This window comes from Lentzea chajnantorensis (assembly GCF_054300775.1).
Window position 1 is genome coordinate 6,764,704 of the sequence record NZ_JBSDZT010000002.1, and the last position, 10,249, is coordinate 6,774,952.

General features: G+C 71.1%; 8 protein-coding genes. 7 read left to right on the top strand and 1 reads right to left on the bottom strand.

Going from position 1 to position 10,249, the window contains the following annotated elements; genetic code table 11:
• Positions 1–70 precede the first annotated feature (70 nt).
• From ACVDFE_RS32385 to ACVDFE_RS32415, 7 genes are read left to right on the top strand one after another with little or no spacing between them, the layout of a single operon-like run.
• Complete coding sequence (locus ACVDFE_RS32385) at positions 71–763, top strand: class I SAM-dependent methyltransferase (protein WP_360387699.1); 693 nt, start codon at positions 71–73, stop codon at positions 761–763.
• Positions 760–3,807, top strand: coding sequence for a ferritin-like domain-containing protein (locus tag ACVDFE_RS32390; protein WP_458433180.1), 3,048 nt, complete (start codon positions 760–762; stop codon positions 3,805–3,807). The genes ACVDFE_RS32385 and ACVDFE_RS32390 overlap by 4 nt, the downstream gene beginning before the upstream one ends.
• The gene (locus tag ACVDFE_RS32395; protein WP_360387693.1) at positions 3,807–5,045 is read left to right on the top strand and encodes an FAD-dependent oxidoreductase; all 1,239 of its coding nucleotides are present in this window, start codon (positions 3,807–3,809) and stop codon (positions 5,043–5,045) included. The genes ACVDFE_RS32390 and ACVDFE_RS32395 overlap by 1 nt, the downstream gene beginning before the upstream one ends.
• Positions 5,042–6,052, top strand: a complete 1,011-nt coding sequence (locus ACVDFE_RS32400; protein WP_458433181.1) for a methyltransferase — start codon at positions 5,042–5,044, stop codon at positions 6,050–6,052. Before ACVDFE_RS32395 ends, ACVDFE_RS32400 begins: the two co-directional genes overlap by 4 nt.
• A 25-nt stretch (positions 6,053–6,077) precedes the next feature.
• Entirely contained in the window at positions 6,078–7,625 is a 1,548-nt protein-coding gene (locus ACVDFE_RS32405) for a tryptophan halogenase family protein (RefSeq protein WP_360387689.1), read from the top strand.
• Between the two features lie 5 nt (positions 7,626–7,630).
• Complete coding sequence (locus tag ACVDFE_RS32410; RefSeq protein ID WP_458433183.1) at positions 7,631–8,866, top strand: cation:proton antiporter; 1,236 nt, start codon at positions 7,631–7,633, stop codon at positions 8,864–8,866.
• On the top strand, positions 8,863–9,345 hold the full coding sequence (locus tag ACVDFE_RS32415) for a flavin reductase family protein (protein WP_360387684.1): 483 nt from the start codon (positions 8,863–8,865) through the stop codon (positions 9,343–9,345). The genes ACVDFE_RS32410 and ACVDFE_RS32415 overlap by 4 nt, the downstream gene beginning before the upstream one ends.
• Before the next feature lie 42 nt (positions 9,346–9,387).
• Here the strand turns inward: ACVDFE_RS32415 and ACVDFE_RS32420 are convergent, their stop codons facing one another.
• Positions 9,388–10,182, bottom strand: coding sequence for an alpha/beta hydrolase (locus tag ACVDFE_RS32420; RefSeq protein WP_458433184.1), 795 nt, complete (start codon positions 10,180–10,182; stop codon positions 9,388–9,390).
• Between the last annotated feature and the right edge of the window lie 67 nt (positions 10,183–10,249).

Genomic DNA, 10,249 nt, shown 5'->3' on the forward strand with positions numbered 1-10,249 from the left:
TCAGCGGACCGCCCGACGTCCGATGGTGGAGGCCGTCACGTCGTGGACCGCCGGAAGTCGAGGAACCTCAATGAGCGCCCCGGAAGCGTACTTTGATGACCTGGCCGAGCTCTACGAGCGGTTCACGGTGATCCGTGACGCCGCCACGAGCCCGGTGCGGTCGTGGCTCGTCGAGCAGCTGCCGGGAGGTCGCCGCGCGCTCGACGCCGGGTGCGGCAGCGGCAACAACTGCGGCCTGCTCGCGAGCCGGTACGACGAGGTGGTCGGCGTCGACCTGTCGCAGAAGATGCTCGACATCGCCGCCACCAAGCGGACGCGGGTGCCGGTGCGCTACGAGTGCCGCAACGCCGTCGACCTCACGCCTGAGCGCGACGGGCAGTTCGACCTGGTGATGTCGGTCAACGCGGTGTTCCACATGGGACCCGCCGACGAGGTGCTGCCCGTGCTGCGCGCCCTCGTCGCCCCCGGCGGCCGGCTCGTGGTGGTCGACGTGACCCAGCCGGACGGTGCCGCGGCGCCGAGCGAGCAGAGCGCCTACGCGTTCGAGACCGGCAAGATCATCTACGACGTGTCCGGTGACGTCGACGCCGCGTGCGACTCGGTGCGGATGATGCTGCACCCGCGCTGGCTGGAGATGAGCGCCGCCGCGATGCCGCTCACGGACACGGAGTTCCGCCTGCAGTACGAGAAGGCGCTGCCCGGCGTGCGGATCACGAAGGACCTCATCCCGACGATGAGCGCGGTCGTCTGGGACAACGCATGAGCGTCTTCGACCTGCCCCGCCTGCACTTCGCGGGCTCCGCCGTCACCCGCCTGCCCACCGGGCCGCGCGCGGGGTGGCTGGACCTGGAGAGCAACCGGGCCATCGACGCCGACGGCGTGTTCGACACCGACCGCCCGGTGCAGGACTACTACGACTTCCTGGGCGAGTCGAAGGGCCACAACTTCGAGGGCAACGGCCACTTCTGGGTCGACGCGAAGGTCGTCGGCACGGAGCTGGCCGCCGGTGAGGTGGGCGCGGACGACCTCGTCGTCGGCCGGCAGCTCGACTTCTGGGGCCACTTCTGCGACTACACGGCGGGCACGGCGAACCGCTCGCGGGTCTTCGACGTCGACCCCGCCTCCAACTGGACCACCACGCTGATGGTCGGCCAGCTCGCACTCGGCCGGTCGGGGCGCTCGCACGACGTCCCGTACCTGGTGACCGGTGACGTGAACGGCCTGTGCCCGCCGCGCTGGAATCAGTTCCACACCGTGCTGCACCAGTTCGTGGTGGACAAGACCGAGGGCCTGCACTGGCTCGACGGCGCAGCGGACTCCCCCGCGCTCGCCCGGTTGCGCGCGGTGGCCGAGGACGACGCCGACGGCCTCGTGGTGCAGTTCTCGATCACCGACATGAAGCCCACCGGCGTGGGCCAGCCGGACGTCTGGCGGCTGCGCGGGACGATCGCGCCCTGGCGCCGCCACGAGCTGCGCACCTCCCCCGCCGGGCGGCTGCTCACCGCGCGCACCACCGGGTCCGCGCTGCCCAACGCCTCCGTGCACCTCACCGAGTCCCACGTCACCGCGAACCTGGTCACCGCGTGGTCGCGGACCGGCCTGGAGGTGCGCACGGCGTCGGGCACGCTGCTCGCCACGATTCCCCCCGCCGAGGACGCGCGCACGTCCGGCGTGGTCGTCGTGTCCAGGGTGGACGGTGGCACCGGCGACCCGGCCGAGCCGCTGGTGCTCACCGCGTCCGACGGCACCGTCCTGTCCCGCGAGGAGGAGGTCGTCGTCGAGTCCGACGAGGCCGCGCTGTTCCTGGAGCACGAGAACACCGGGACCGGCGAGGACCACGCGGTCGAGATCCCGGTCCGCTCCTACGTGCGCGGCGCACCGGCCCGCGTCGACCGCATCCACGTCGAGCAGCACGTCAACCCGGCCGCGCTGCCGTTGGCGCAGGACCGCGACACCGCGCAGCTCGTCGCGTTCCTGCCGGCCGGCCAGTCCGAGTACCGGCCCGACCTGGTGCTCTCGACCGACGAGCACGGTCGCGGCACCATCACGCTCAAGGGCGTGCGCGGCGGTGCGACGAGGGTGCTGCTGCGCCCGGAGACCACGCCGGAACCGCGCGGCACCACGGCGGCCGAGCGCTACGACAACGACGACGAGCAGGGCTACTGGTCGGCGGTCGGGTCCGTGGCCGTGCGGGTGCTGCCGGACCACTGGCACCTCGACGACCTGCCCGACGAGGAGATCACCTTCCCCACGCTGTACCGGGAGGCGCTCGCCTACTACGAGCTGCAGTACTCGTTCATGCGCTCGGAGGTGCTGAGCCTCGCCGACGAGTTCAAGGTCGAGCCCTACACCCGGCTGATCTGGCACGTGTCCGCGCCCGAGCACAAGGGCAAGACGTTCTACATGCCGCCGACGCGGGACATGAGCGCGCCGCAGATCCGCCTGATGCTGCGCTACCTGCTCGCCGACGACGACCGGCGGCAGACACCGCCGACCTTCGTCCCCCAGCAGCGCAAGCTCGGCACCATCACGACCAAGGACCAGCTGCTGCACGCGCTCCACCAAGCCGCGGCGATCGAGCTGGCCACCATGGTCCAGTACCTCTACGCGGCCTACAGCGTGCCCACGCACGGTGCCGGCCGGAAGCTGGTCGAACGCGGTGAGTGGACCGAGGAGCACCTGCTCACCGCGTGCGGCGAGGGCACCGAGACGTGGAACAACGGCATCCGCGGCAGCCTGATGTCCGTCGCCCGCGAGGAGATGATGCACTTCCTCGCGATCAACAACATCCTGATGGCGATGGGCCGGCCGTTCCACCTGCCCAAGCTCGACTTCGGCACGTTCAACAGCCAGGTGTGCGTGCCGCTGGAGTTCTCGCTGGAGCCGTTGAACCTCGCGAGCGTGCAGCGGTTCGTGGCACTGGAACAGCCGCACGACCTGATCGACGACATCGAGGGCAACGACTCCGCGGTCCTGCGCGCGGACGGCGAGCCCTACCAGTACGGGTCGCTGAGCGAGCTGTACGCGGCGATCCGCGAGGGCGTCCAGGCCGTTCCCGGCGTGTTCCTGGTGAAGAAGGGCCGCGGCGGCGGTGCGCACCACCTGTTCATGCGCGAGTCGGTCAACGCGGTGCACCCGGACTACCAGCTGGAAGTCGACGACGTCGCGAGCGCCGTGTTCGCCATCGACTTCGTCACCGAGCACGGCGAGGGCGGGCACATCCCCTCGACGCTGCCGGAGGAGGAGTCGCACTTCGACACGTTCCTGCGCATCTCGGAGCTGCTCATCGCGGAACGCGCGAAAGGTCCCAACGGCCGCAAGATCCCGTGGAACCCGGCCTACCCGGTGATGCGCAACCCCACGCTGAAGCCCGGCAACCCGGCGATGGACCACATCACCCACGAGCCGGCCCGCATCGCGGTGAAGGCGTTCAACCGGTCGTACTTCCTCGCGATGCAGCTGATGGTGCAGCACTTCGGCTACAGCCCGGACAAGTCGCTGCGCCGCTCGCGGCTGATGAACTGGTCGCTGGACATCATGACCGGTGTGCTGCGGCCGCTGGGCGAGCTGGTCGTCACGCTGCCGTCCGGGCGGCCCGGCCGCACCGCGGGACCGTCGTTCGAGCTCGACTCCACCCCGGAGTACATCTCCCGGCCCGACGTCGCTGTCGAGTGGATGGCCCGCGAGTTCCACGAGGTGGCCGACCTCGCCCGCAAGTGCGTCGGCTTCGGCCTCACCCCGACCGTCGCCGACCTGCTCGCCTTCATCGGCGACTCGTTGCGCACCATGGACCTGAAGGACCTGTGATGGCCGAGACGACGACCGTGTGCATCGCGGGCGGAGGCCCGGCCGGTGCCGTGCTCGGGCTGCTGCTCGCCCGGTCCGGTGTGGACGTCGTGGTGCTGGAGAAGCACGCCGACTTCCACCGCGACTTCCGCGGTGACACCGTGCACCCCGCCACGTTGCAGATCCTCGACGAGCTCGGCTTGATCGAGAGGTTCCACGAGCTGCCGCACCAGAAGGTCAGCACGATCGGCGTGGTGCAGGACGGCAAGCGGATCGACATCGCCGACTTCCGCCGGCTCCGGGTCCCCTACCCGTACATGGCCTTCGTGCCGCAGTGGGACTTCCTCGACCTCATCACCGCCGAGGCCAAGCGGTACCCGGGGTTCCGGTTGCTGATGAAGACCGAGGCGCTGGGCGTGGTGCGGTGCGACGGCCGGGTGGCGGGCCTGCGCGTGCGCGGCCCCGAGGGCGAGCGGGAGATCCGTTCGACGCTCGTGGTCGCGGCCGACGGGCGGCACTCGGTGATCAGGCGGGACGCGGGGTTCGAGCCCACGCTGATCGGCCGCTCGCTCGACGTCATCTTCTTCCGAATCTCCCGCAGGGACACCGATCCGGACGAGGGCATCTGCGTGCGGATCGGCAACGGCAAGATCTTCGGCGCCACCGACCGCCGCACCTACTGGCAGATGTCCTACGAGACGTCCACCGGCGGCATGGACAAGGTGCGCCGCGAAGGCCTCGACAAGTTCCGCGCGGACCTCGCCGAGCTGGTGCCGTTCCTCGCCGACCGGGCGCACGAGGTGTCCTCCCTGGACCAGCTGAGCCCGCTGGAGGCGCGGATCGACCGGCTGGAGCGCTGGCACGAGCCCGGTCTGCTGTTCATCGGCGACGCCGCGCACGCCATGTCCCCGGTCGCGGGCTTCGGCGTGAACCTCGCCGTGCAGGACGCGGTCGCCACCGCCAACATCCTCACGGAGGCGTTGCTGCGCAAGCAGAACGGAGAGCCCTTCGACGACGGGCTGCTCGCGCGGGTGCGCAAACGACGCAAACGCGCCGTCGCGTTGTCGCAGGGACTGCAACGCGCCACCCAGAAGTTCGGCATCGACGAGGCGCTCGACGGGTCGGGCCAGCCGCCCGCCCCGAAGGTCTTCGAGAAGCTCGGCGTCGCCCAATGGCTGATGAGCCGCGTCATCGGGCTCGGATTCCGGCCAGAACACGTTCGCACCCAAGCCGCAGCGCCGGAGGAGACCGCCCGATGACCGCACCGGGAATGCCACCGCAGGCACGGATGATGCAGATGATCACCGGGTACTGGGTCACCCAGATCGTGCACGCCGTCGCCGACCTCAAGCTCGCCGACCACCTCGCCGACGGTCCGCTGACCGGCGCGGAGATCGCGGAGCTGATCGGCGTCGACGCGGGCACGACCACCAGGTTGCTGCGCGCCTGCGCAGCGCAGGGGCTCGTGACCTACGACAACGGCAAGTTCCTCAGCACCCCGTTGCTGGAGACGCTGCGCGAAGGGGCGCCGGGGTCGTTCCGCGACATCGCGATCGTGCACGGCTCACCGGGGCACTGGCTGTCCTGGGGCCGGTTCCCGGACGCCGTGCGCGCCGGCGAGCCGCAGACCGGTGCCGCGCTGGGCAGTGACATCTGGACCTACTTCCAGGCGAACCCGCGGGAGTGGGAACGGTTCTCCAGCTCCATGTCCGAGCTGACCGATGGGCTGTCGCGGGAGATCGGCGACCTGCTCGACACCACCGGTCTCACTACTGCGGTCGACGTCGGCGGCGCGAACGGCGCGTTGCTGCACCCGCTGCTGAGGGCGAACCCGGAGCTGCGGGGCGTCGTCTTCGACCTGCCGACGGTGGAGCCGACCGCGGTGGCCGAGGCGGAGAAGGCCGGTCTCGCCGACCGCTGCACGTTCGCCGGCGGCTCGTTCTTCGACGCCGTCCCGGAGGGCGACCTGTTCCTGCTCAAGGCCGTCCTGCACAACTGGGACGACGACGCGTGCGTCGAGATCCTCACCAACTGCCGCAGGGCGTTGCGCCCCGGCGGCCGGGTGGTCGTCGTCGAGATGCCGCTCGGGCCGATGGGCGAACCGGGCTTCGCCCCGCTGCTCGACCTCGGGATGCTCGCCGTCAACTCCGGCCGCGAGCGCGACCTCGACCACTACGACGCGTTGCTGCGGCGGTCGGGCCTGCGCCGGGTCGAGGTCACGCCGACCTCGTCACCGCAGAGCCTGATCCACGCCGTCGCCGAGTAACCACGAACCGGAGGACTGACCGAAGATGTTGAAGAACGTAGTTGTCGTCGGTGGCGGCACGGCCGGCTGGATGACCGCCTCCTACCTCACGGCCGCCTTCGGCGACCGGGTCGACGTCACGCTCGTCGAGTCCGCCCGCGTCGGCTCGATCGGCGTGGGCGAGGCGACGTTCAGCACGGTCCGGCACTTCTTCGAGTACCTCGGCCTGGAAGAGAAGGAGTGGATGCCCGCGTGCAACGCGACCTACAAGCTCGCCATCCGGTTCGAGAACTGGCGTGAGCCCGGACACCACTTCTACCACCCGTTCGAGCGGCAGCGCGTCGTCGACGGCTTCCCGCTGACGGACTGGTGGCTGCGCGAGCGGAAGTCGGACCGCTTCGACAAGGACTGCTTCCTGGTCGGCACGCTGTGCGACGACCTGAAGTCGCCGCGGCACCTCGACGGCGAGCTGTTCGAGGGCGGCCTGGGCGAGCGCAGCACGTACCGCACGACCCTTGCCGAGCAGACCACGCAGTTCCCGTACGCCTACCACTTCGACGCCACGCTGGTCGCGAACTACCTGCGCGACTACGCGGTCGCGCGGGGTGTGAAGCACGTGCTGGACGACGTGCAGGACGTGGCGCTGGACGACCGCGGCTGGATCAGCCACGTCGTCACCAGGGACAACGGGAACCTCACCGGCGACCTGTTCATCGACTGCACCGGTTTCCGCAGCCTGTTGCTGGGCAAGGCGTTGCAGGAGCCGTTCGAGTCCTACCAGTCCTCGCTGCCCAACGACAGCGCGGTCGCGTTGCGCGTGCCGCAGGACATGGAGAACCGCGGGCTGCGGCCGTGCACGACGGCCACCGCGCAGGAGGCGGGCTGGATCTGGACGATCCCGCTGTTCGACCGCATCGGCACGGGTTACGTCTACGCCAGCGACTACACCACGCCCGAGGAGGCCGAGCGGACGCTGCGCGCGTTCGTCGGCCCGGCCGCGCAGGACGCCGAGGCCAACCACATCAGGATGCGCATCGGCCGCAGCCGCCGCCACTGGGTGAACAACTGCGTCGCGATCGGGCTGTCCAGCGGGTTCGTCGAGCCGCTGGAGTCCACCGGCATCTTCTTCATCCAGCACGGCATCGAGCAGCTGGTGAAGCACTTCCCGGACGCGCGCTGGGACGACGGCCTGCGCACCGCCTACAACAGGCTGGTCAACAACGTGATGGACGGCGTGCGCGAGTTCCTCGTCGTGCACTACTACGCCGCCAAGCGCCAGGACAACCAGTACTGGAAGGACACCAAGACCCGGCCGCTGCCCGACGGGCTGGCCGAGCGGCTGGAGCGCTGGCAGACCCGGTTGCCGGACAACGAGTCCGTGTTCCCGCACTACCACGGGTTCGAGTCCTACTCCTACGTGTGCATGCTGCTCGGCCTGGGCGGGCTTCCGCTGAAGTCCTCCCCCGCGCTGGGCCTGATGGACCCGTCGTCGGCCCAGCACGAGCTCAAGCTCGTCGCGGAACAGGCCGCGGAGCTCGCACGGACGTTGCCCACGCAGTACGAGTACTTCGCGCAGCTGCACCAGGCGAGGTGACGGCGGTGGTGCAGAACGGGATCCACCTGCTCGTGCTGCTGGCCGCGGTGTTCGCGGTCGCGTGGCTGGGCCGGCGCCTCGCGCGGCTGCTGCGGATGCCCACCGTGGTCGGGGAGATCGCGCTGAGCATCCTGCTCGGACCGGTGCTGCTGGCCGCGTTCGGCAGGGGCGTGTTCACCGCCGTGCTGCCCGCGGCCGTCACCGGTCCGCTGAAGCAGGTCGGTGAGGCGGGGCTGGTGCTGTTCCTCGTCGGCGTCGTGCACCACCTCGACCGGGGTGCGGGCGGGTGGCGCGGCCGGGCGCTGGGCCGGATCAGCCTCGGTGCGTTCGCGGTGCCGCTGCTGACCGGTCTCGTCTTCGCCGCCTGGGCGGTCTGGCTGGCACCAGCGGACGTGCGCGGCACCGCACCGGCCACCGCGCTGGTGATCATGCTCGCGGTCGCCATGTCCGTGACCGCGGTGCCGGTGCTGGCGCGCATCCTGGAGGAGCGCTCGGACCTGGGGCGTGCCTCGGCGCTGTCGATGATGGCGTCGGTGCTGATCGACACGCCGGCGTGGTTGCTGCTGACCGTCGCGCTCGGGCTCGCCGCCGGTGGTCTCGGCGGCGTGTGGCTCGCGTTCGCGACCATCGCCGCCGGCGGGCTCGTCGCGTGGGCCGGGCACCGGGCGCTCGGCTCGGCACCGGCCGAGGCGTTCGCCGCCGCACGGCCGCGCACGACCGCGCTCGTCCTCGCCGTCGTGGCGCTCGGTGCGGGAACGGCGGTGCACTCGCTCGGTCTCACGGCCATCTTCGGCGCGTTCCTCGTCGGTCTCACGGTGCCGGGGACCGAGGCGTGGTCGCGGGTCGTCACGCTGGTCAGCGGCGTGGGCCGGGCGTTCGTGCCGGTGTTCTTCGTGGTGGCCGGCGCGACGCTGTCCACCAGCGGGGTCTCCGCGTTCCCGTGGGTCGGCGTGGTGCTGGCGGTCGTGCTCGGCGTCGCGGGCAAGGTCGGCGGCGGGTACGCCGGTGCGCGCTGGGGCGGCGAGGACCGGGTCACCGCTCTGCGGGTGGGCGTGCTGGTGAACACCCGCGGGCTGACCGAGATCGTGGTGCTGCAGGTCGGTTTCACCGCCGGCCTGCTCACGCCCGGCCTGTTCGTCGCCCTGCTGGTGATGGCGCTGGTGACCACCGCGCTCACCGGCCCGCTGCTCGACCTCGTCACCCGGCGGGTCGGCGCGGCCCGAGAGGAGGTCCCGTTGTGAGCACCCAGTTCCGCTCGCTGATGGCGGCGTTCCCGACCGGTGTCGCGGTGGTGACCGCCTTCGACCGGGACGGCACGCCGTGGGGCATGACGGTGTCGTCGTTGTCGAGCGTGTCGCTGGACCCGCCGACGTTGCTGGTGTGTCTGCGGTACCTCAGCCCGACGCTGGACGCGTTGGTGCACAACGGTTCCTTCAGCGTGAACCTGCTGCACGACGGTGCCAGGCCGGCCGCGGAGCTGTTCTCGTCGGGCGACCCGTCGCGGTTCGAGCGGATCTCCTGGGAACGCCCGGAGTCCGTCGGCGGGCCGCACCTGGTCGACGACGCGCACGCCGCGGCGGACTGCGAGGTCGACCACATGCACCGCACCGGCACGCACGTGGTGGTGTTCGGCAGGGTGGCGCGGGTCGTGCACCGGTCGGCCGCGCAGCCGCTGCTCTACGGTCTGCGGCAGTACGCCTCCTGGCCGCAGATGGCGTGAGGAAGGGCCCCTGCCGCGGCAGGGGCCCTTCCTCGTCGTGCGTCAGTGCTGGCCGAGCAGCCACTCCGCGGTCACCCGGATCGCCGGGGCCTGCCAGTGCGCGTCGACCGGCGGGCTGATCTCGACCAGCCGGCTCGGGCAGGTGAGCGCCTCCACCGCGGTGCGCGAGGACGACACCGGCACCGCGGTCGGGCCGGTGCCGTGCACGACGAGGGTCGGGGCGGTGACCACCGGCAGCACGCCGCGCGGCTGCAACCAGAAGACCTCGTTCAGCATCGCCCTGCCGACGACGAACGTGTCGGAGACCCGCAGGTGCCCGTCGGCGAGCAGCGCGCGTGCCGCCTCCTCGCCCAGGAAACCGCGCGACCACGCGGGGTGGGCGTCGGCGAAGTGCTCCTGGTAGTCGATGAGCGGGTTGTACAGCACGACCTTCGCGACCTCGTCACCGCGCCGTGCGGCGTACCCGGCGGCGACACCGCCGGTCAGGCCGGTCGCGACGAGCGCGGCCGGACCCGCACCCACGTGGTCGCGCAGGTGTGCCAGCGCGGCGCTGATGACGTTGAGCAGACCGGACAGGCTGAGCTCCTGCTGGGTGCCCTCGCTGGCGCCGTGGCCGGGCAGGTCGACGCGCAGGGTGGCGACGCCGAGCTGGGCCAGTTCGGTGGCGAGCCGCAGGTAGAACCCGCCCTGGTCGCGGTCGGAGCCCTCGCCGTGCAGCAGCAGGGCCGTGCACCGCAGCTCTCCGGCGGGCAGGACGGTGGTCGCGGCCAACCGCAGGCCGTCGTGTCCGCGCACAGTGGTCGTGCGCTGGTCGAGATCAGCGGTGCGCACTGGCATGCCAGGCCTCCTCACGAGAGTTTGCCCCAGTGTCGGCGGTGGACGGAGCACCGCGCGCCCGTGACCG

Bases quoted from the DNA above. Each gene is read 5' to 3' on its own strand.
- ACVDFE_RS32395 (WP_360387693.1), top strand. From the start codon at position 3,807: ATGGCCGAGACGACGACCGTGTGCATCGCGGGCGGAGGCCCGGCCGGT.
- ACVDFE_RS32400 (WP_458433181.1), top strand. From the start codon at position 5,042: ATGACCGCACCGGGAATGCCACCGCAGGCACGGATGATGCAGATGATC.
- ACVDFE_RS32405 (WP_360387689.1), top strand. From the start codon at position 6,078: ATGTTGAAGAACGTAGTTGTCGTCGGTGGCGGCACGGCCGGCTGGATG.
- ACVDFE_RS32385 (WP_360387699.1), top strand. From the start codon at position 71: ATGAGCGCCCCGGAAGCGTACTTTGATGACCTGGCCGAGCTCTACGAG.
- ACVDFE_RS32390 (WP_458433180.1), top strand. From the start codon at position 760: ATGAGCGTCTTCGACCTGCCCCGCCTGCACTTCGCGGGCTCCGCCGTC.
- ACVDFE_RS32420 (WP_458433184.1), bottom strand. From the start codon at position 10,182: ATGCCAGTGCGCACCGCTGATCTCGACCAGCGCACGACCACTGTGCGC.